Origin of the sequence: Bradyrhizobium paxllaeri (genome assembly GCF_001693515.2) — a bacterium.
Lineage (GTDB): Bacteria > Pseudomonadota > Alphaproteobacteria > Rhizobiales > Xanthobacteraceae > Bradyrhizobium > Bradyrhizobium paxllaeri.
Genome location: NZ_CP042968.1, coordinates 6,862,653 through 6,882,650, shown reverse-complemented (window position 1 = coordinate 6,882,650; position 19,998 = coordinate 6,862,653). Strand labels below are relative to the sequence as shown.

The 19,998-nt window shown below is 63.5% G+C and carries 20 protein-coding genes and 1 pseudogene; 7 read left to right on the top strand and 14 right to left on the bottom strand.

What is annotated here, in order from left to right:
- Positions 1–71 precede the first annotated feature (71 nt).
- The 5 genes from acmB to LMTR21_RS32880 form a co-directional block, all read right to left on the bottom strand.
- Entirely contained in the window at positions 72–1,271 is a 1,200-nt protein-coding gene (gene acmB, locus LMTR21_RS32900; protein WP_065753479.1) for a methyl acetate hydrolase AcmB, read from the bottom strand.
- Between the two features lie 402 nt (positions 1,272–1,673).
- Positions 1,674–3,242 carry a GMC family oxidoreductase gene (locus tag LMTR21_RS32895; RefSeq protein WP_065753477.1) on the bottom strand — a complete coding sequence of 523 codons (1,569 nt, stop codon included), beginning with the start codon at positions 3,240–3,242 and terminating at the stop codon, positions 1,674–1,676.
- 38 nt (positions 3,243–3,280) lie between these two features.
- The gene (locus tag LMTR21_RS32890) at positions 3,281–3,829 is read right to left on the bottom strand and encodes a Twin-arginine translocation pathway signal (RefSeq protein WP_065753476.1); all 549 of its coding nucleotides are present in this window, start codon (positions 3,827–3,829) and stop codon (positions 3,281–3,283) included.
- A 33-nt stretch (positions 3,830–3,862) separates the two neighbouring features.
- Positions 3,863–4,258, bottom strand: coding sequence for a VOC family protein (locus LMTR21_RS32885; protein ID WP_065753475.1), 396 nt, complete (start codon positions 4,256–4,258; stop codon positions 3,863–3,865).
- Positions 4,259–4,579 (bottom strand): c-type cytochrome, encoded by a 321-nt coding sequence (locus LMTR21_RS32880; RefSeq protein WP_065753606.1) that lies wholly within the window; start codon positions 4,577–4,579, stop codon positions 4,259–4,261.
- Between the two features lie 462 nt (positions 4,580–5,041).
- Between LMTR21_RS32880 and LMTR21_RS32875 the strand changes: the two genes are divergently transcribed.
- The 3 genes from LMTR21_RS32875 to LMTR21_RS32865 all read left to right on the top strand — a co-directional run bounded on the left by LMTR21_RS32875 (position 5,042) and on the right by LMTR21_RS32865 (position 6,240).
- The gene (locus LMTR21_RS32875; RefSeq protein WP_065753474.1) at positions 5,042–5,332 is read left to right on the top strand and encodes a hypothetical protein; all 291 of its coding nucleotides are present in this window, start codon (positions 5,042–5,044) and stop codon (positions 5,330–5,332) included.
- Between the two features lie 210 nt (positions 5,333–5,542).
- Entirely contained in the window at positions 5,543–5,710 is a 168-nt protein-coding gene (locus tag LMTR21_RS32870) for a YgaP-like transmembrane domain (RefSeq protein ID WP_246174586.1), read from the top strand.
- Positions 5,707–6,240, top strand: coding sequence for an RNA polymerase sigma factor (locus LMTR21_RS32865; protein ID WP_065753472.1), 534 nt, complete (start codon positions 5,707–5,709; stop codon positions 6,238–6,240). Before LMTR21_RS32870 ends, LMTR21_RS32865 begins: the two co-directional genes overlap by 4 nt.
- An 18-nt stretch (positions 6,241–6,258) precedes the next feature.
- Here the strand turns inward: LMTR21_RS32865 and arfB are convergent, their stop codons facing one another.
- Both arfB and LMTR21_RS32855 read right to left on the bottom strand, forming a co-directional pair.
- On the bottom strand, positions 6,259–6,678 hold the full coding sequence (gene arfB, locus LMTR21_RS32860; protein WP_057862026.1) for an alternative ribosome rescue aminoacyl-tRNA hydrolase ArfB: 420 nt from the start codon (positions 6,676–6,678) through the stop codon (positions 6,259–6,261).
- Between the two features lie 125 nt (positions 6,679–6,803).
- Positions 6,804–7,274 carry a MarR family winged helix-turn-helix transcriptional regulator gene (locus LMTR21_RS32855; protein ID WP_246174583.1) on the bottom strand — a complete coding sequence of 157 codons (471 nt, stop codon included), beginning with the start codon at positions 7,272–7,274 and terminating at the stop codon, positions 6,804–6,806.
- Positions 7,275–7,432: 158 nt separating this feature from the next.
- On the opposite strand from LMTR21_RS32855, the gene LMTR21_RS32850 reads away from it, so the two are divergent.
- On the top strand, positions 7,433–8,389 hold the full coding sequence (locus LMTR21_RS32850; protein ID WP_065753471.1) for an alpha/beta fold hydrolase: 957 nt from the start codon (positions 7,433–7,435) through the stop codon (positions 8,387–8,389).
- Between the two features lie 40 nt (positions 8,390–8,429).
- Positions 8,430–9,644 carry an ABC transporter substrate-binding protein gene (locus LMTR21_RS32845; protein ID WP_065753470.1) on the top strand — a complete coding sequence of 405 codons (1,215 nt, stop codon included), beginning with the start codon at positions 8,430–8,432 and terminating at the stop codon, positions 9,642–9,644.
- A gap of 16 nt (positions 9,645–9,660) precedes the next feature.
- Here LMTR21_RS32845 and LMTR21_RS32840 read toward each other — a convergent pair whose 3' ends face one another.
- The gene (locus tag LMTR21_RS32840) at positions 9,661–11,028 is read right to left on the bottom strand and encodes a M16 family metallopeptidase (RefSeq protein WP_430642493.1); all 1,368 of its coding nucleotides are present in this window, start codon (positions 11,026–11,028) and stop codon (positions 9,661–9,663) included.
- Complete coding sequence (locus LMTR21_RS32835) at positions 11,025–12,416, bottom strand: M16 family metallopeptidase (protein WP_430642492.1); 1,392 nt, start codon at positions 12,414–12,416, stop codon at positions 11,025–11,027. The genes LMTR21_RS32840 and LMTR21_RS32835 overlap by 4 nt, the downstream gene beginning before the upstream one ends.
- Between LMTR21_RS32835 and LMTR21_RS40420 the strand changes: the two genes are divergently transcribed.
- Entirely contained in the window at positions 12,415–12,579 is a 165-nt protein-coding gene (locus LMTR21_RS40420; protein WP_187399253.1) for a hypothetical protein, read from the top strand. The two genes, LMTR21_RS32835 and LMTR21_RS40420, sit on opposite strands and share 2 nt — an antisense overlap.
- Positions 12,580–12,596: 17 nt before the next feature.
- Here the strand turns inward: LMTR21_RS40420 and LMTR21_RS32830 are convergent, their stop codons facing one another.
- From LMTR21_RS32830 to LMTR21_RS32810, 5 genes and pseudogenes are all read right to left on the bottom strand, one after another.
- Positions 12,597–13,310: a hypothetical protein gene (locus LMTR21_RS32830; RefSeq protein ID WP_065753469.1), complete on the bottom strand. Its 714-nt coding sequence runs from the start codon at positions 13,308–13,310 to the stop codon at positions 12,597–12,599.
- A gap of 90 nt (positions 13,311–13,400) precedes the next feature.
- Positions 13,401–13,919 carry a signal peptidase II gene (gene lspA, locus LMTR21_RS32825; RefSeq protein WP_065753468.1) on the bottom strand — a complete coding sequence of 173 codons (519 nt, stop codon included), beginning with the start codon at positions 13,917–13,919 and terminating at the stop codon, positions 13,401–13,403.
- A gap of 519 nt (positions 13,920–14,438) precedes the next feature.
- A pseudogene (ileS, locus tag LMTR21_RS32820) lies at positions 14,439–17,435 on the bottom strand (isoleucine--tRNA ligase); the annotation flags it as partial.
- 194 nt (positions 17,436–17,629) lie between these two features.
- Positions 17,630–18,184, bottom strand: a complete 555-nt coding sequence (locus LMTR21_RS32815; RefSeq protein ID WP_065753467.1) for a sugar O-acetyltransferase — start codon at positions 18,182–18,184, stop codon at positions 17,630–17,632.
- Entirely contained in the window at positions 18,181–19,149 is a 969-nt protein-coding gene (locus tag LMTR21_RS32810) for a bifunctional riboflavin kinase/FAD synthetase (RefSeq protein ID WP_065753466.1), read from the bottom strand. Before LMTR21_RS32810 ends, LMTR21_RS32815 begins: the two co-directional genes overlap by 4 nt.
- Positions 19,150–19,365: 216 nt before the next feature.
- Here LMTR21_RS32810 and LMTR21_RS32805 point away from each other — a divergent pair, with 216 nt between their 5' ends.
- The gene (locus LMTR21_RS32805) at positions 19,366–19,761 is read left to right on the top strand and encodes a response regulator (protein WP_057835874.1); all 396 of its coding nucleotides are present in this window, start codon (positions 19,366–19,368) and stop codon (positions 19,759–19,761) included.
- Positions 19,762–19,998: the final 237 nt, after the last annotated feature.

The window sequence follows — 19,998 nt, the reverse complement described above, 5'->3', positions numbered from 1 at the left end:
ACGCCGTCGCTCTCTCCAGGGTTTCGAACGCGTCGCGCGCCGTGGCGCGGTCAGGTCGCGCTCGCCCGGCACTATGCCGCGGCGCGCGCCTCGCCGGTCGCATAGGCGGCCGTCTCGAAATCCAGGTAGCCGACGAACGAAGTCGGATCGCCAAACGGCAGGATCTGCGTCGCCCAATATCCGCCGAACCCGTTCTTTCGATCGATCCAGAAAAACAGGTTGGCGAGCCCGGCCCAGCCGATCGCTCCGGCTGGCCGGCCGGTCGGCGCGTCCTCGTCGTTCACCATGAAGGTGAGGCACCAGGATTTCTTCAGGCCGGGGAAGAACTCGGCATCGTTCGACAAGGTCGGAATGACGCCGGGCAGCACCGTGACGGTCTGGTGCGCCTGCAGGCCGTTGCGGACGGCGGACTCGACCGTCTCCTTCTTGAGCACGCGGCCCTGCGGTCCCGCGCCGTCGTTGAGCCACATGCGGATGAACTTCATGTACTCGCCGATCGAGCCGTAGAGTCCATGGCCTCCCATGTCGACTTCCGGCTCGGCGGGCAATTGCAGGTCGGGAAGGGGAGTAAGCGAACCGTCGGCCTCGCGCTGGTGAATGGCAGCGAGACGCCCGCGCATCGAGGGCGTCATCGAAAAGGCGATGTCCTGCATGCCCAGCGGCGCAAAGATTCGTTCCTTCATCACCTCGCCGAGGCGCTTGCCGCGGATGCTCTCGACGACCTGGCCGCACCAATCGATGTTGCTGCCATATTCCCATTTGTCGTCGGGATCGAACAGCAGCGGCGTCATCAGCGACGCCTTCGAGCAGGTAATCACGCTTGGCTGGCCGTGCTCCTGCGCCAAACGCAGGTAATTGGCGTTGAAGAAGTCGTAGCCAAGGCCGGCGGTGTGCAGCATCAGCATGCGGGTGGTGATGTCGCGCTTCGGCGCCCGCAGCCTTGGCTTGCCGTCAGCGCCGAACCCGTCGAGCACCTCGAGCTTGCCGATGTCGGGAACGTAGGTTTTGGCCGGGGCGTCCAGGTCGAGCTTGCCTTCCTCGACGCATTGCAGGATCGCTGTCCCGGTGATCGCTTTTGTGGTCGAGAAGATCGCGAAGACGGTATCTGTCGTCATTGCCTGGCCGGCGCCAAGGATACGCTCGCCGGCGGCGCCTTCGTAGATGTTGGCCGAGCGGTTCGTGATCATCGCCACGACGCCGGGAACGCGGTCCTTGCCAGTCACGACTCTTTGCAAGATCCCGTCACATGCGCTTTTCAAGTTGTTACCCATCGACGTTTCTCCCGTTGCCAAGTTTTATCGCGCGCTTCGCGCCGAATGACGTAAGCCGTTGCAACGTATTGAAGTTGGGTTCCAATCTGATGGTCTCAACGCCAGTCGCGCGAACGAAAATCCGCCGCGGCCGTAACAGCAATAGCGACTGGAGTTTGGAGAATGAGTTGGGCTCCAGGTCAGCATCACATTCGACCGGGCGTCTCGAAGCGTAGGCCGATTTCCTGCGATCGGCCATGCATTTCCATCGGGTATTTTTTGCAGAGGCGGGTCAGCGGTGCTGACACGTGGTCTGCACTGAAACGTTTCATTGGCGCTTTTGCGCCGTCTCTCTCGCTGCACTTGGCTGGAGCCCGGGTTCTGACAGAATCATAACCGGGCTCCAGCTATTTGTTTGACGCCCTAAATTTCCTTGCGCTGCATCGCGCCGGCGATGTGGTCCGCCTGCCGGATCGCAAGCGAGACGATCGTCAGCGTCGGATTGCAGGCGGCGCCGCTGGTGAACTGGCTGCCGTCGGAGATGAACAGGTTCTTGACGTCGTGGGTCTGGCCGAACTTGTTCACCACGCCGTCTTTCGGCTTCTCGCTCATCCTGTTGGTGCCGAGATTATGCGTGCTCGGGTAGGGCGGCGTCGGATAGGTCACGGTGGCGCCGACGGCCTCGTAGACGGCGGCACCCTGCTTGTAGGCGTGATTGCGCATCGCGACGTCGTTCGGATGATCGTCGAAATGCACGCTCGCTACCGGCATGCCGAACTTGTCCTTGGCCTTCGGATCCAGCGTGATGCGGTTGGTTTCCTGCGGCATGTCCTCGCCGACCAGCCACATGCCGGCCATGCGCGGATAGGACTCCATCGCCGACGTGAAGGAGCGTCCCCACGCGCCGGGATTCAGGAACGCCGCCATGAAGGGCACGCCGATCGACAGCGTCTCCATCTCATAGCCGCCGACAAAGCCGCGCTTGGGGTCGTTCTTCGATTCGTCCTTGATGATGCCGGCCATGGTGGTGCCGCGATACATGTGCACCGACTTCTCGAAAGCGGCGTACACGCTGCCGGTCATGTGCCGCATGTAGTTGCGGCCGACCTGCCCGGACGAATTGGCGAGGCCGTTCGGGAACATGTTCGAGGCGCTGTTGAGCAACAGCCGCGGGCTCTCGATCGAGTTACCCGCGACCGCCACCACCCGCGCCTTCTGGCGCTGCATCGTGCCGCTCGCGTCGGCATAGACCACGCCCGTCACCTTGCCTGATGCGTCGTGCTCGATCTTGATCACCATGCTGTTGGGGCGCACTTCGAGATTTCCGGTCGCCTCGCCCCTGGGGATTTCGGTATAGAGCGTGGACCATTTCGCACCCGACTTGCAGCCCTGGAAGCAGAAGCCGATCTGCTGGCACGCGCCGCGCCCGTCGCGTGGGTCGCTGTTGATCGCCATGTTGCCGGTGTGCACGGATTTGTAGCCGAGCTTCTTTGCGCCGGCTTCCATCACCTTGAAGTTGTTGTTGCCGGGTAACCCTGCAATGCCGTTGGTGCGGGTGACGCCCATCTTGTCCTCGGCCTTGGCGTACCAAGGCTCCATCTCGGCGAGCGTGATCGGCCAATCCAGCAAATTGGCGCCGGCGATGTCGCCATAGGTGCTCTTGACCTTGAATTCATGCTCGTCGAAGCGCAGCGAGGCGCCGGCCCAGTGCGTTGTCGAGCCGCCGACCGCCTTCACGATCCATGCCGGAAGGTTCGGGAAATCCTTGGCCACACGCCAGCTTCCCGATGTGGTGCGCATGTCGGACCAGGCGAGCTGGGTAAAGCTCTCCCATTCATCGTTGACGAAGTCCTGCATCTCGATGCGCGACCCGGCTTCGAGGATCACGACCTTGACGCCCTTTTGCGCAAGCTCATTGCCGAGCGTTCCACCGCCCGCGCCGGAGCCAACGATCACGACCACGCCACCGTCATTCAGATTGAATTTTGCCATGTTGAATTCCTCCCTGACTGTTCGTTGCCCGCGGCGCTCTAAGCCTTCGGGAGCCAGTCGATGTCGGCAAAGCCGCGCTTGATGTAGCCGCCATGCTCGGCGGAGGAGCCCTCGTAGCCGAACTTCGGCCAGACCTCTTTCTGATTGTAGAGGGAGACGACGAGGTCGCCGCGGATCTTCTGGAAGAATGGGGTCTGCTCGATGCGTTGCAGCAGCGCCACGCGGTCGGTCTCCCAGGAGACCTGAGCATAGGGAACCTTGTGACGCTCGTTCGCTGCCTGATCGAGTTGCGCGACACCGTCATTGATCAAGGACCTTACGGCGGGATCCTTCGCCGCCTTGCCGTCCCACGGCTTGACTGCGGTAATGTAGTAGCTGTCGCCGAGGAAGTCGTGCGGATAGATATCGCGCGCCATCTTCACCAGCGTCTTCAACGTCGCCGGCGTCAGGGTGCTTGCATCGTCGGCCCAGGCGTCGCTGACACCGAGCCCGGTACTGGTAGCGATCGCAACCGCCGGCACCGCGGTGGCCGCGCCCTTCAGGAACACGCGGCGGTCATACTTGCTGCGACGATCGACTTCTCTCATGGATGTCCTCCATTAAATGCTTGTTGATTGCGATTAACCGAAGCGTCCACCCCGCTGAATCACCTCGATTTTGTAGCCGTCGGGGTCGGCGACGAAGAAGAAGCGCGCCAGCGTCTTGCCGTCATGTTTGAAGTCGCGCAGCGGCCCAGGCGACAATCTCTCGCGCTCGAACCTCAAATGTTCGGCCACGACATCATCGACCACGACAGCGAGATGCCCATAGCCGTCGCCCAGCACGTAGGGCTCCTTGCGATCGAAATTGACGGTCAGTTCGACTTCGAACGGCGAAGAGGGATGACGCAGATAGATCAGCGCGAAATCCGCAAACTTGAGATGGTCGGCGACCTCTAGCCCGAAGGCGCGCGCGTAAAAGTTCAGCGATTTCGCCTCGTCGAGCACGCGGATCATCGAGTGAACGGGCTTTGCCATTCAGTTCAGCTCCTTCAGATAGGCGATGATGGCGGCGCGAGTCTCCGCCTTGGGCTGGCGGTAGGCCATGATGGAGCCTGGGATCGTCGCCTGCGGGTTGGCGAGATAGGCGTCAAGTTTCGCTTCGTCCCAGACGAAGTCGGCCTTGGCGAAGCCGGTGGAATAGCGAAAGCCGTCCGCCTTGCCCGCCGACTTGCCGACGATTTTGAACAGCGACGGTCCCTGGCGGACCGCGTCGAATAGGGTGGTGGTATGGCAGGTCGCGCATTGCTGTTTGAACAGCGTCGCGCCGTCCGGTGGCTTTGCCTCGGGTAATGGCATCTGTGCGCCGGCCGTCGTCACGACAAGCAGCGCGGCGCAAAGTCCCAGCCCGATTGCCCGTGTCGTGCGCAGCCTTTTCATATGCATCACCGTTGGCGTGCGCAGACTGTAGGTCGCGGAAAATAGGCGGTGGTAGTAGCGGGCTGTTTCAGGACAGAACAAAAGCGGCCGCGCTTCAGCCGGGACGGGCCGCCTGACCGCCCGCGTTGACCGGCGGGATGTGTTCAACACATTTTTACGGAACTTTTCTGTAGCTGCAGAGGCGCCGCATATGCGGTTAGGCAGTGGCCAAGGATTCGCAAAATGACCCTGAAATCCCTGCACGATCACCACATCGCGCGGCTTGCATGGCGCCCGCGTCGTTCGCCACGCGACTGATCTGGCGACGAGCATGTTCGGCTTAGGAACGGCGCCTTGAAGTAACCGGACTGTTTGCCGCCAAATCAAACCTGGGAGAAATGGATGAAGCTAGTGAAAACCTCGGCGATCGCGGTTGCAATCTCGGCCCTGCTTGCCGGCCCCGTACTGGCGCAAGGCGCCTCATCCGACACGCAGATCCGCGGCGGTGCAAAGGGCACGACCCAGATGCAGGGCGGCGCGTCAGGCAGCATCGACGAGGATACGGCGGGCGCCACCAGCCAGAAGGCCGGCGCGAAGACAGGCAAGGGCACCGTCGGAGCCGGCAGCGGCGCGCCTCACGCAGCGCCGAAGGCCTCGGGCGGGGCGGCTACCCCTCCTGTGACCAGCCGGTAAAAGTCATCTGGAGGAAACCCGTCTCCTCCGTCGGGTTGCTCTCCAAACAGAACTCCGGTCGCCATCGGCGGCCGGAGTTTTTTGTGTCCGCCGCGAACCGAAAAGGCGGCCCGGCGGCTCTAGGGGGAGAGAACGGTTTGAGGTTCTCGCGCACAATCAATGGGAGCTGCTATGTTCTATCGCAAGAATTTACCGGGTTGGGAGCGGGCGATGCGGACGATCGGGGGCATTGTGATGATCGCCTACGGGCTTTTCGGCATGCCCGGCACGACGGGCGGCTATCTGGTCGCTGGCGCCGGGGCGGTCGCCATCGCGACTGGATTTTTCGGCTTTTGTCCGATGTGCGCCATGGTCGGCCGCAGGCTGCCATCGCCATGACCGCGCTGGCCGGAGCAGGGCGCTGCGATCCATCGCTGGTCGAGGCCGCCCGCCGCGGCGACGCCGAGGCGCTGGTGTCGCTGATCGGCGCAGCGCAGCCGGACGTCCGCCGCTATGCCGCGCGCAATTGCCGCGCGGCCGATATCGACGACGCGGTTCAGGAAACGCTGTTGCTGCTGTACCGGCGGGTCGGCACGTTGCGCGCGGTGACGTCGCTTTCGGCGTGGCTGTTTGCGGTGGCGCGCCGCGCCTGCCTTCGCCTGCTGCGCCGGGCAACGGGGACATCCCAGACGCCGGCCGACGAGGCGGAGGCGCGGCTCGCGCTTCTCGCGCCCGAAGACATCAGGATCGATCTGTCGCGCGCCATCCAGTCGCTGCCCGAGCACTACCGCGAGGTGATCCTGCTGCGCGATATCGAGGAATTGTCGATCGACGAGATTGCAGGCGCTCTCGGCCTGACACGCGAAAGCGTCAAGGCGCGCATTCACCGTGCGCGGCTGATGATCCGGGAATATCTGATCCGCGACTGAGACGTCACGACAGGAGATTCAATCGTCGAAGCGCGATGGACCGCGCCGCGCCTTGATGTCGCTACGCCGCTTCTTGCCTTCCAGGCGGCGCTGCTTGGAGCCGAAGGTCGGCTTGGTCGCGCGCCGCGGCACCGGGCGGATCAAGGCTTCGCGCAGCATTTCGAGCAGGCGATCGATGGCGTCGGCGCGATTGCGCTCCTGGGTGCGGAAGCGCTGGGCGTGGATCACGATCACGCCTTCCTTGGTCATGCGCTGGCCGGCAATCCGGTTCAGCCGCAGCGCGGCATCCTCCGGCAGCGTGATCTTGCGCGTGTCGAAGCGGAGCTGGGCCGCGGTCGAAAGCTTGTTGACGTTCTGCCCGCCGGGGCCGGAGGCGCGGACAAAACCGATCTCGATGTCGTTTTCGTCGATCGTGAGGGAGCGGGAAACCCGCAGCATGGCGTTCACCGGCGAGGTTAGAGAATCGGCGAACGCAAGATAGCGGTTTCAAATGGCGGGCCAAAGCCCGCCGACCCGGTCGAAAATGACTTCCCGGGCGGTCCTCCGGCCTGAAAGGCCGGGTATCACAGTTCGTCGAGAGCCGCCCAGTGCGGCACATGATCTGCAAGTTTGTCCAGGAGGCGTTCGAACTCCTTGCGCTCGGTGCGCGTCAGGCAAGCCAGCATCGCCTGTTCTCGCTCGCGGAGCGCCGGGATGTATTTCGCGTAAAGCGCCCGGCCGGCAGGTGTCATGAACAATTGCTGCCGGCGATTGTCGGTACTGTCCGTATCGCGGCGCAACAGCTTCTTCTTCTCCAGTGCAATGATCCCGCGGCTGATATTGGCCTTGAGGTGGCCCGAGAACTCGCAGATGTCGCTGGCGGTCACGCCCTCGCGGAAATTCAGGAAGATCAGGGTGACGATCTCCGGCCGCGTCAGGCCGAGCTCCATTTCGATCTTCCGAAACGACGGCTCCCGGTAGAAGTTCAGCACATAGCCCATCTTGTAGGCGATCTTGATCTCGGTGCCGCCGCGCACGGCGGCGATCCCGTTCACCTCCCGTTCCTGCGTCATTCGCGCGGATGCGCCCTTCCTGGCTTTCCCAGATGGTCTCATATGTGACTTTATTGGTCTCATATGTGACTTTCTAATTGCCTTTCCGATTCGGGTCATCTTAAATCGCGACCAACCCACAGGGAGGGCCGACGCTGGCCATGGCAGATCGGATAGACAGGGCGCAGGCTTGGAAGGTCATGGACGCGTTGCACGAACACGAATCCCGGTGCTTCTACTCGGGTACGCAGACGCATCCGATCTATGTCGACCACGTGCGCCCGCCTCATGGTGCGTCGGGCAAAATTCCGATCGTGGCGGTGCACGGCGCCGGTCATACAGGTAGCTGTTATCTGGCAACGCCTGATCTGAGGGCCGGATGGGCGGTACGCTTCGCAGCCGCGGGCCGGAACGTGTTCGTGCCGGACTGGCCCGGCCACGGCCGCTCGCCGCAGCAACCGGACTTTCCACGGCTTGGAACCGCCGATGTCGCCACATCGCTCCTTGCGCTCCTTGAGGAGATCGGCCCGGCCGTGCTCGTCGTGCATTCCGCGAGTGGCCCCATGGCTTGGTGGATGACGGAGCGGCGGCCCGATCTTGTCATCGCGGTTGTCGGTATCGCGCCCGGTCCGCCGGCTAATCTGCTGAAGGATCTGCCCGAGGATCCGGCCGCCATCCTGGCGCTGCACGAGGATGCCAGCGTCGGCCGACCGGTCTATGCGGCGGAGGACACGCCGGTATGGTTGAGCGCCGAGTTTGCAGCCGCGTCATGGGCCAACGCGCCGCGTTTTCCAAGCGCTGCGTTCGAACGCTATTGTTGTTCGATCGTGCCGGAGAGCCCACGCATCCTGAACGAGCGCTTCAATATCGGAGGTCGCGGGCTCAGGATTGACGATCCGAACAACCTGCGCGGCAAGCCCATCCTGATCGTGACCGGCGAATGCGATCCGCGCCATCCGCGTGAGGTCGACGCGAGAACCGCCGCCTATCTCGGTGCCGAATTCGTCTGGCTTCCGGACCACGGCGTCAACGGCAACGGTCACATGATGATGATCGAAGACAACAGTGATGATCTCGCCGCGATGATCCTTGGCTGGCTCGACGTGGTCGACGGCTGACGCCGCCGAGCGGCAGGCAACCAATTGGAGGAAACAAGGAATGAGACTGAATATCCTCGGCGGTGCTTTTCTAGCCCTGATGCTGCCGGTCGCGGCCGAGGCCCAGATCAGTGGCGATGTCGTCAAGATCGGCGTCCTGACCGACATGGCGGGCGTTACCGCTGATATCACCGGCAAAGGGTCGCTGGTCGCCGCCGAGATGGCCGTACGGGAGATCGGTGGCACGGTCCTCGGCAAGCCGGTAGAGGTCATTTCGGCGGATCACCAGCACAAGGCAGATGTCGGCTCGGCGATCGCCCGCCGCTGGTTCGACGTCGAAGGCGTCGATACGATCGTGGACGTGCCGAATTCGGGCGTCGCGCTCGCGATCCAGGGCCTTGCGCGCGAGAAGAAGCGGATCGCTCTCTATTCCGGCGCCGGCACGACCGCATTGACCAACGAGCAGTGCTCTCCTTTCGGCTTCCACTGGACCTACGACACCTACGCGGTGTCGCACGGGACAGCCTCCGCAGTCGTCAAGGCCGGGGGCACGTCCTGGTTTTTTCTGGCTTCGGACTACGCATTCGGGCATCAGCTCCAGAACGATGCAACGGGGGTGATCACCGCGAGCGGTGGCAAGGTGCTGGGCGCCGCGCGTCATCCGCTCAACACGTCGGACTTCTCGTCCTTCCTGCTGAGTGCGCAGTCCTCGGGCGCCAAGGTGGTCGGCCTTGCCAACGCCGGCAACGACACCGTCAACGCGATGCGGCAAGCGGGCGAATTTGGGCTCGTGCAGGGTGGGCAGAGCCTCGCTGCACTGATCCTGTTTCTTCAGGACGTGCACGCGCTCGGGCTCAAGGATGCGCAAGGCACATACCTGACGACGTCATCCTACTGGGACATGAATGACGCGACGCGCGCGTGGTCGAAGCAGTTCGTGGCCAGGACCGGCATGATGCCTTCGATGCTGCACGCCGGCGTTTACGGAGCGGTACGCCACTATCTCAAGGCCATCGCGCGCGCCGGCACCGACGATGCCGACCGGGTGGCGGCGGCGATGCGGAGCATTCCGATTGAGGACGTTTTCTCCGAAAACGCGCGCATCCGCGAGGACGGCCGCGTCACGCGCACCATGTATCTCGTCCGGGTCAAGAAGCCTTCCGACTCGAAATATCCCTGGGACTACTTCGAGATCCTGCGCAGCATCCCTCCTGAAGAGACCGTGTGGCCCCTCTCAGCGAGCAAATGCCCCTTGGTCAGCGGCGCGACCCGCTGACCTCCTGGTCCACGGCCTAGTTCGCCTTTGGCGGTGCGACGACCGGCTGGGCGGCGGCTTGCGGGGTGCGGCCGACGATGACGGTGAGCAGGCCCTGGCCCCACAGCTTCTTCGCGGCCTTTTTTGCGTCGTCGAGCGTGACGGCGTCGACGAGGGCATTGCGCTTTTCGATGTAGTCGATCGGCAGCTTGTCGAGCTGGTATTGCAGCAGCGCCTGCGCGAGCTTCGAGGAGGTATCGAGCGCCAGCATCTGCGAGCCCTTTAGATAGGACTTGGCCTCGTCCAGTTCCTTCTCGGTCGGGCCTTCCTCGGCAATGCGGCGGATTTCGTTCTCGATCGCGTCCACCGTCTCGCTGGCGCGGTCGGCGCGAGTGCCGGTATTGCCGATGAACAGCGCGGAGCGGTCCATCCAGATCAGGGATTCATAGACCGAATAGGCCAGGCCGCGCTTTTCGCGCACCTCCTTGTAGAGCCGCGACGACGAGCCACCACCCAGGATGTGGTTCACGACATAGGCGGCCATGAAATTCGGATCGTGGCGGCGAATGCCGGGGCCGCCGAACGTCACCACGGTCTGCGGCACGTCGAGCGGCACGAACGCGCGCTGCGGCGGCTTGGTGGCCTCGACCTCGGCCACCGGCGTCAGGCTGGCCTTGGCCGGCAACCCGCCGAACGTCCTGTCCAGGAGCTTGCCGAGCGTGTCGGCATCGACATCGCCGACCACGGCGATCCGAAGCGTATCCTTGGCGATCACGCGGCGGACGTAATCCTTCATGTCGGCGACATCGATCTTCGGCACGCTGTCGAGCGTGCCGTTGCTCTGCCGGCCGTAGGGATGATCGCCGAAGGCGACTTCCAGGAACTTGCGGCTCGCCAGCGAGGTCGGGTTGGTGGTGTCCCGGCGCAGCCCGGAGAGGACCTGTGCGCGAATGCGCTCGACGTCGCTGCTGTCGAAACGCGGCGAGGTCAGCGCCAGATGCAGAAGGTCGAAAGCCTCGTCCTTGTTGTCCTTGAGCATGCGCAGCGAACCGCGGAAATAATCCCGGGTCGACGAGAAGCTCAGTTCGATGGCGCGGCGCTCGAGGCGCTCATGGAAGGTTTTGGAATCGAGATCGCCGGAGCCTTCATCGAGCAGCCCGGCGACCAAATTGCCGACGCCGGACTTGCCGGCAGGATCCTGGGCGGCGCCGCCGCTGAAGGCATATTCCATCGCGATCAGGGGCACGGTGGCGTCCTGCACGAACCAGGCCTCGATGCCGCCGGGCGAGACCAGCCGCTGGATCTTGGCCGCGGCGTGCGACGGGCTCGCCGCCAGCGCCAGCAGCACGGCGCCGGCGATCAGGGTGGATGCGAGGCGCTGCGCGCCAATCGAAAACCGGATCACGAGCGCTTCTCCTCGCGTTTCGGCGCGGCATCCTTGATCAGATAGCCGGTCACCGAGCGTTTCTTGTCGAGCCATTTCTGGGCCGCGTCGCGGACCTGTTCGGCAGTGACGGCACGAATCCGCTCCGGCCAGCTCCTGATATCGTCAATGGAAAGTCCCGTGGTCAGCGCGCCGCCATACCAGCGCGCCAGCGTGGTCTGGTTGTCCTGCGCGTAGATCGCTTCCGCAATCAACTGGGTCTTGACCCGCTCGAGGTCTTCGGCGCGGGCAGGATTCTGGATGACCTCCGCGATCACGCCGTCGATCGCCTGCTCTATTTGTGAAAACTCGACGCCGGGCTTCGGCGAAACCGAGATCGAGAACTGCGTGGGATCGAGTGCCGTGCCCTGATAGCCGGCGCCGGCGCTGATCGCGAGCTGACGGTCGATCACCAGCGCGCGATAGAGATAGGAATTGGAACCGCCGCCCATCAATTGCGCCAGCACGTCGAGCGCCGGGCCTTCGCCGGCCGCTGCGGTCGTGGAGGAGGGGACGAGGTAATAGCGCCGCAGGCTGGTCTGTTCGACGCGCGGATCTGACAGCGTCACCGTGCGCGGCGCCGCGGGGACCGGCTCCTGCGGACGGACGCGATGCGCTGATATCGCCGGCTGGGCGGGAATGCCGCCATAGGCCTTCTCCACCATCACACGGATTTCCTTGGCGTCGACATCGCCTGCGATCACCAGGATGGCGTTGTTCGGCGCGTAGAAGCGCTTGTAGAACGCCAGCGCATCCTCGCGGTCGAGTTTCTCGATCTCCTGGCGCCAGCCGATCACCGGGCGGCCATAGGGGTGGTTGAGATACAGCGCCGCCATGATCTGCTCGGTCAGCCGCGCGTCCGGATTGTTGGCGACGCGCATGTTGAACTCTTCGAGTACGACGTCGCGCTCGGGCAGCACGTTCTCGTCCTTGAGGATCAGGCCGGTCATGCGGTCGGCCTCGAACTCCATCATCTTCGCCAGTTGCTCGCGCGGTACGCGCTGGAAATAGCCGGTGTAGTCGAGCGAGGTGAAGGCGTTCTCGTTGCCGCCGATCCGCAGCACGGTCTTTGAGAATTCACCGGCGGGATGTTTGGCGGTGCCCTTGAACATCAAATGTTCGAGGAAGTGCGCCAGTCCCGATTTGCCGGGCGTCTCGTCGGCAGAGCCGACCTTGTACCAGATCATCTGCGTGACGACGGGCGTGCGGTGATCGGGGATCACCACCACTTGCAGGCCGTTATCGAGGGTGAAGCTGGCGGGACGTTCAGACGTGACCGTGGTCTGGGCAGTCGCGCTGCCGGCGGAGAAAGCAAACGTGGAGATGAAGACTGCAACGAGCGAGGCGGCAAAACGGTGCGATGACATCATGACCTATCTGGCGCGTATTCCGCAAAAGGCGTTACCGGTCCTGCGACTGGAATTCGCGCAAATGTTAATAGCGAAACCCGAACAAGATGGTTCGGAACGAAGCCGCGGCATCGTACACCGCGGCGGCGCCGGCAATCGTCACGAAGGCGAGAGAAGAGCTTAACTCTTCGCCATGCTTAACTAATCGCCATACTTGCCCTTGGCCGGATTGTATTCCTTGTTCAGCGATTCCTTCGGCCCGGTGCCGTAAGCAAAGTTCGGCGACGGCGTCTGGTAGCCGGGCGGCGGCTGGGTCAGCGAGTCGCGCGTCGGTTCGCTCTTGAATTCGGCCGTCTCGGACTTGTTGCCGCCGAACAGCCCGCTGAAGCCGCCGCTATAGCCGAGCTGCGACGGGCTCAGGATCGGATTGGTGTTCGAGGTGCCGGGCTGCACCGGATCGTTGTCCTTGCGCGAGGGCGCCGCGGTCTTGCCCACCGCGAGTTCGGCCGGGGTCAGGATGCGGGCCGCTTCACGCGGGTCCTTGTTCTCTTTCTTGCGTGCGGCAATCGCAGCCTTGCGGCGCTGCTCGTCGGGATCCTTGGGCCAGTTCGGCGCCTTTGCTTCGGCTGCGGCCGTTGCCGGCGGCGGCAGATCGAGCTTGGGCGGAACCACCAGCGGCGAGCGCTCGCGGTATTCGATGCCGCGGTTTTCCATGTTGGTGCCGCCGATGCCGCGCATGATGCCTTCGATGATCTTTTCCTCGAAGGTCTTGTCGTCTTCGTCCTCGTCGTCGGCCGCGCGCACGGGGCCGGCGGCCATCACGAGGCCGATGCCGAGGGCAATGGCAGCCAGGCGCAGCGCCCGGCTCAACGAGGGGATCTGAATCATCCAGAAGCGGGCTTCGGTCTCGCGCATCGCGCTGTTCCCATTCACAATTTCTGCAACCCAAGGGGCCGGCCTGAGGGCCGTACTGGCTTCATACCCTAAGGGTCCTTTCGGCCGGGATCAGGGCGCTTTTGCGGCGGGTACCCCTAGGAACGAGTCATACAATAGGCCCGCTACCCCGGCAACAATGGCTACATCCGCGAGGTTAAACACGTACCAATTGAAGGTTTTTCCCCCGATCTCGATGTGGAAAAGGGCGAAATCGACCACCGCGCCGTGCAGGAAGCGGTCGATGCCGTTGCCGACCGCCCCGCCGATGATCAGGCCCAGCGCCAGCGTCGCTAGAAGCGTGCTGGAGCGCGCCATCCAGATCCCCAGCACGATCACCGCGACCGCCTTGATCGCCATCAGCGCGAGTTGGGCGAGCTGGTTATCGGTCTGGAACCAGCCAAAGCTGATGCCGACATTCCAGGCCAGCACCAGGTCGAAGAACGGCGTGACCCTGACCGCACCGCGATTGGCGAGGTCGAACACGTAGAGCAGCCAGAGTTTCGAAGCCTGGTCCAACACCAGCGTCAGGGCCGCGGCAATGACCCCGGCGCGCAGGTGAGGGGTGCGTGCGTGTTCGAGGCCAGACACTTATCTGGCCTTCTTTTTCTTCTTCTTTGCCTTGGCCGCCGGCGGCTTCTTTCCAGCCTTCTTGGCGGTCTTTTTGCTGGCCTTCCTTACCGCCTTCTTGGCCGCTTTCGTTGCCGAGGGAGCTTTTCTGGATTTGGCAGCCTTCTTGGCTTTCGCTTTCTCGGCCTTGGTTTTCTTCACCTTGGCCTTCTTGGCGCTAGCTGGCTTGGCAGTGGTTTTCTTGGCAGTGGTTTTCTTGGCCGTAGTTTTCTTGCTCTTGGCTTTCTTGGCAGGGGCCTTCACGGCTTCTACGATCTCAGGCTTGGCTACGGCAGCCTTGTCGGCTGCGGCGGCGGCTGTCTCCGTTGCCGGGGCTTTTGCAGGCTTCCTGACTCTGACCTTCTTGCCGGCCTTGTCCGCGATCACCTCTGTTGAAACGGCCGGCTCCGGCACTTCCTCCGTTTGCAGCACCGGTTCGATAGCCGGCTGTTCGACCAACGCGACGGGCCTGGCGCGCGCTTCGACCGCTTCAACCGGCTTCACGCCCTCGGCAAGCGCCTTCCATTCCCGCAAGGCCTGCGCGTCGCGCGGGGAGACGTCGGGATATTCGGCGTCTTCGCCAACGGTCGGCAGGATCTTCCAGGAGCGCGCGCATTTGGTGCCGACGGCCTTCTCGACGACGACGGCGACGCCAGGCACGTCGGCGAGGGTGAATGCACTGGCCGGCGCGTCGTCATTGGTTACCATGGCGTTCGAGGTGATGCAGACTTCCGCCAGGTCGATGTCGATCAGCGTATTGAAGATGTTCTGATCCGACACGTAGACCAAAGGCGACGCCTCCAGCGAGGAGCCGATGTTCTTGGCCGCGCGCTCGAGCTCGAGTGCGCCGGTGACGACACGACGGACGTTACGGATGGTTTCCCACCTGCCGGCAAGCGCATCGTCACGGAACTGGTCAAATCCCTCCGGGAAGAGCGTCAGGTGCACCGACGGTGCGGCGTCCGGCTCGTACATCCGCCACGCCTCTTCGCAGGTGAAGCTGAGCACCGGCGCCAGCCAGCGCAGGATCGCGTCGCAGATGATGTCGATCGCAGTCAGCGCCGCCTTGCGCGCCACCGATGACGGCGGATCGCAATAGAGCGTGTCCTTGCGGATGTCGAAATAGAACGCCGACAATTCGGTGTTCATGAACGCCGCAAGCGTCGCGACAACCGTCTTGTAATCGAACTCGGCATAGGCTTGGCGCACGATCGAAGCGCGTTTGGCAAGCTCATGCAGCATCAGGCGTTCCAGCTCGGGCATGTCGCCATGGGCGACCGCATCGGCCGGATTGAAATGATGCAGCGTGCCGAGCATCCAGCGGATCGAGTTGCGCAGCTTGCGGTAGGTCTCGATGGTGTTCTTGAGGATCTCGGGGCCGATGCGCTGGTCATCGGCATAGTCGGTGGCGCAGACCCAGAGGCGCAGGATATCGGCGCCCGAATCTTTCATCACCTTCTGCGGCTCGACGGTGTTGCCGAGCGATTTCGACATCTTGCGGCCGTTCTCGTCCAGCGTGAAGCCGTGGGTGAGCACGACATCATAGGGCGCACGGCCACGCGTGCCGGCGCTTTCCAGGAGCGAGGAATGAAACCAGCCGCGATGCTGGTCGGAGCCTTCCAGATACATCACGGTGTCGTCGCCGCCGTCGATCTTGCGGACGATGTTGCCGAGGGTTGGGAAGTTCTGGCGGTCTTCCAGCACGAAGGCGTGGGTCGAGCCGGAATCGAACCAGACGTCGCAGATGTCGTCGACCTTCTTCCAGTCCTCAGCCGCGCGTTCCCCGAGGAAACGCTCGCGGGCGCCTTCCATGTACCAGGCATCGGCGCCTTCTTCCGCGAAGGCTTCGCAGATGCGCTGGTTGACGAATTCGTCCTGCAGAATTTCAGCGGAGCCGTCGCCCTTCTCGCGCACGAACACGGCGATCGGCACGCCCCAGGCGCGCTGGCGCGAGATCACCCAGTCCGGTCGGCCCGCGATCATGCCGTTGATGCGGTTCTGGCCGGCAGGCGGCACCCACTGCGTCACCGAGATCGCGTGCAGCGCGCGGGCGCGCAATGTGTCGCCGGGCCTGGTGTTGCCGTCCACCGCAATGTCCTTGTCCATCGCGATGAACCATTGCGGCGTGTTGCGGAAGATCACCGGCTTCTTCGAGCGCCAGGAATGCGGATATTGATGCTTGAGCCGGCCGCGCGCGAGCAGCTTGCCGGCCTCGACCAGCGCCTTGATGACGGCCTCGTTGGCGTCGCCCTTCTCGCCCTTGTCGTTGATGACGCGCTTGCCCTCAAAGCCCGGCGCATGATCGGTGTAGGCGCCGTTCTCGTCGACAGTGTAGGGGATCACGGGGTGGATGCCGCGGGCCTCCAGCTCGCGCACGTTCGCGATCCAGGCATCGAAGTCTTCGCGGCCGTGACCGGGTGCGGTATGGACGAAGCCGGTGCCGGTGTCGTCGGTGACGTGGTCACCGGCGATCAGCGGCACGGTGAATTCGTACCCGCCGGCGAAGCCTCGCAGCGGGTGAGCGCATTCCACCGCGTCGAGCGTGTCACCCGGCAGGTCGCGCACCTTCTCGTAGGCGGTGACGCGAGCCTGCTTGAATACCTCCTCCGCGAGCGCGTCGGCGAGGATCAGGAGATCGCCGGTCTTTGCCCAATTGTCAGCGGGCGCATCGGTGACCTTATAGAGACCATAGGCGATCTTCGGCGAGAAAGAGATGGCGCGGTTACCGGGCAGCGTCCACGGCGTCGTGGTCCAGATCACTACGGACGCTTCCGAAAGCACGCCATGCGCCGGAGAGGTGACCGGAAACTTCACCCACACCATGTCGGAGGTGTAATCCTCGTACTCGACCTCGGCCTCGGCCAGCGCGGTCTTTTCCACCACGCTCCACATGACAGGCTTGGAGCCGCGATAGAGCGTGCCGTTGGCGGCGAACTTCATCAGTTCGCGCGCGATCTGGGCTTCAGCGGGATAGCTCATCGTCTCGTAGGGATGGTCCCAGTCGCCGATGATGCCGAGCCGCTTGAACTCCTCGCGCTGCACGTTGATCCAGTGCGTCGCATAGGCACGGCACTCTTTCCGGAACGCCACCATCGCGGTGGAGTCGCGGAAGTCCGGCTTCGGCTTGCCCTTGGAACGGTAGTTCTCTTCCTCGATCTTCCATTCGATCGGCAGGCCGTGACAGTCCCAGCCGGGCACATAGTTGGAATCGAAGCCGAGCATCTGCTGGCTCTTGGTGACGACGTCCTTGAGGATCTTGTTCAGGGCGTGGCCGATGTGGATGTTGCCGTTGGCGTAGGGCGGCCCGTCATGCAGCACGAACTTCGCGCGGCCCTCGGCGCTCTCGCGCAGCTTTCCGTAAAGGTCGATTTCGTTCCAGTATTTGAGGATCTCCGGCTCGCGCTGCGGCAGGCCGGCGCGCATCGGGAATTCCGTCTGCGGCAGGAACAGGGTTTTCGAATAGTCGGCGACTTCGGACTTTTGCGGCTGTTGGGACATGAATGCTCTGGTTGGCTCGAAAGCGGCGCTGAAAAGCGGATATTGCGGGGTGAACAGGACAATCCCGGTCTTGCGCCGAGCCAAAGCTCAGGCGGAAGCCGGGCCGCTAATGCTGATGATGCGCCGCGAAAACATGGGGCTTTCCATAGCAGCCAACCGGGGAATCTCAAAGCCCGGCGGCAGCCGAGGCCGGATCACTTTGTGCGCGGCCGGGCCGGGTTTCCGGCGACTGTGACGCCCGCGGCGACATCCCGCGTTACCACGCTGCCGGCGCCGATCACCGCGCCGTCGCCGATCGTGACGCCGGGCAGGATGATCGCGCCGCCGCCGATCCAGACGTCGCTGCCGATCCGCACTGGACGGCCGAATTCGAGGCCGGTGCGGCGCGTTTCGGCGTCGCGCGGGTGGTCGGCGGCGTAGATTTGCGTCGCCGGTCCGATCTGGGTGCGGTCGCCGATCACGACTTCGACCACGTCGAGGATGACGCAGTTGAAATTGAGAAACACCTCGTCGCCGAGCCGGATGTTGTAGCCATAATCGCAAAAGAACGGCGGACGGATCACGGCACTGGCGCCGACATGGCCGAAATGGGACGAGAGCAGCGCATGCCGCTCAGCCACAGGTGCCGCGAGCGCCGCGTTGTAGCGCGCCAGCCAGGCCTTGTTGGCGGCGGCATCGGCCTGAAGTTCGGGATCGCCGGGGCGATAGAACTCGCCGGCCAGCATTTTTTGTTTTTCCGTCTTGTTCAACCGATCGTTCCGAGCCTGGGAAATGCGTCCGGCGCTGCGGCAAGGGCCGCGCGCGCCCTGGCGCTGTCATCGTCCATCCGACGTATCAACGCTTCGATGTTGTCGAATTTCAGTTCGTCGCGGATGAAACCGATGAAGGCGACGTCGAGCACGGTGTCATAGAGGTCGCCCGTGAAGTCGAACAGGAACACTTCCAGCAGCGGGGCGCCATTGTCGAAGGTCGGGCGGCGGCCGAAGCTGGCGACCGCATCGAACCGCTCGGCACCGCGGCCGATCCTAACAGCATAGATGCCGTGCTTCAGGCTGCAATTCTTGTCGAGGCGGATATTGGCAGTGGGGTAGCCGAGATCGCGGCCGCGCTTCTCGCCATGGATCACCTCGCCGCTGACGAACCACGGCCCGCCCAGCATGGCGGTGGCCTCGTCGATCTGGCCCTCCGCCAGCGCCATGCGGATCGCGCTGGAGGACACCGGCCGCTCCTCGATATCGACATGGGCCTGGACGTCGACCTCGATGCCGAGCCGCGGCGCCTCGCTGACCAAAAGGCTCGGCGAGCCGGCCCGGCCCTTGCCAAAATGGAAGTCGTAGCCGACCGCGATGCCGCTGACGCCGAGGCGCTCGATCAGGTCATGGTGAATGAAATCTTGCGCCGAGGTTCCGGCGCGGGTCTTGTCGAAGGTCATCACGACGGCGCCGTTGAGCCCGGTGCCGGCCAGCAGGCGCAGCTTGTTGGGCTCGTCCGAGAGGCGGAACTGCGGGCTGTTCGGGCTGAAAAAGGTGCGCGGATGCGGCTCGAAGGTGAGGGCGAAAGCCGGCTTGCCGTGGGCGCGGCCCATCCGCAAGGCGGCGTCAATCACGGCCCGGTGGCCCAGGTGGACGCCGTCAAAATTGCCCATGGCGACCACCGACCCTCGGGGGATATCGGCGGCAGGGGTGGTGTCTCGGATAACGGTAAAACCAGTCATTTCAGGAATTCTTTGGCAATTTCGGCTCGGTGAACGCGGCCGGACCGTGATCGGGGGACCCGCTGAAGTCAAGCGGGCAGGCTGGGGCCAAAACGGATGCAATCCGGCTCCGGCCGTTTACGCGCTGTTTAAGGGCTGATGCTAGAGGTTGGCGGAGGACTGCGGGTCGCGCAGGCCTGCGGATAGTTTGTGGCGTAAGCATTGAGTGGGGGAAAGATGGCGGTTGATTTATCCATGCCGGTTCTGGTGGTCGATGACTACAGCACCATGATCCGCATCATCCGAAATCTTTTGAAGCAGCTCGGCTTCGACAACATCGACGACGCCAGCGATGGCTCGGCCGCACTGAACAAGATGCGCGGCAAGAAATACGGGCTGGTGATTTCCGACTGGAACATGGAGCCGATGACCGGCTACGACCTGCTCAAGGAAGTCCGCGCCGACCCCAACTTGGCCACCACGCCCTTCATCATGATCACGGCGGAATCCAAGACCGAGAACGTAATCGCCGCCAAGAAGGCCGGCGTGAACAATTACATCGTCAAGCCGTTCAACGCGGCGACGCTGAAGACCAAGATCGAGGCGGTCTTCCCGGATATGGCGACGGCGTAAGGCGCCGCGAAAACAGTCCACGTCATCAGCAACAATTTCCCTCATGCCCGGGCAAAAGCGCGAAGCGCGTCTTCGCGCTAGATGTCCCGGGCATCGACGTTTTTGGAGCCGCCCGACCAGCAAGACGTGGATGGCCGGGCGTAGGCGAGCGGAAGCGACGCCGTCCTTCGGACGGCTATGCCCGGCCATGACGACACAGTGCTAGAGCAGGATGAGATTAGGTTGGGCCGTGACGAC